At 43.8% G+C, this 660-nt stretch carries 1 protein-coding gene and 1 pseudogene; both read right to left on the bottom strand.

Features of this window, described 5'->3' with window-relative positions; all coding sequences use genetic code 11:
* A partial coding sequence (locus A3739_RS04915) for a DUF1365 family protein (RefSeq protein WP_156502364.1) occupies positions 1-438 on the bottom strand: 438 nt, incomplete at its 3' end.
* Positions 438-660: pseudogene (locus tag A3739_RS29380) on the bottom strand (FAD-dependent oxidoreductase); the annotation flags it as partial. The gene A3739_RS04915 and the pseudogene A3739_RS29380, both read right to left, overlap by 1 nt.

Below are 660 nucleotides of genomic sequence, written 5' to 3'. Positions count from 1 at the left end.
ACGCTCATCCCATGGCGTATTAGTAATTTCAGCCAATATCGAAGTTAGCTGCTCATTCTCATCAAAGCAGTAGTAAAAGCTAACAGGGTTAAAAATCACCCCGAAATAACGAACGTTCGCAAGTAGGCGAACTGACTGGATAATTGGAGCTTGTCGCTGGTTCAACGTGTAAAAGGCATTTACTTTTCTAATGACACATTGCTTTAAATCGTCATCTTGATGATCAGCACTCTGATTGAAGTAATCGCTACGATCAAAGCTCGCGATACCAAGCTTTCCTAAACGAAAGAACCAGAGTTTTTTGGTTACCTCATCAATCTCGTCTAAATCGAGATACCACATAAACATACTGTACTTAAAAGCATGTGAAATCGGCTCGAACCTACGATGCCGAATGTGGCCATGATATAGGCAACTCTTCAACTCACGCGTTGACATTAGAGATGAATCCCAAAGCGCTCAACGACACGCAAGGCGCTATTCACGCCGTCTTCATGGAAGCCATTCAACCAATACGCACCACAATAGTGAGTACGGTTCACATCGCTAATCTCAGAGTGTCTACCCTGCGCAGCCACCCCGTCTTGAGTAAAGACCGGATGTGCATAGTTATATCGTTCAATCACCTTAGACTCATCTATTTCGTCGCTGCGATTAAGC

It is taken from the genome of Oleiphilus sp. HI0067 (assembly GCF_001635735.1).
Note: the sequence above shows the minus strand (reverse complement) of the source record. Positions and strands in the feature narration are given on the sequence as shown.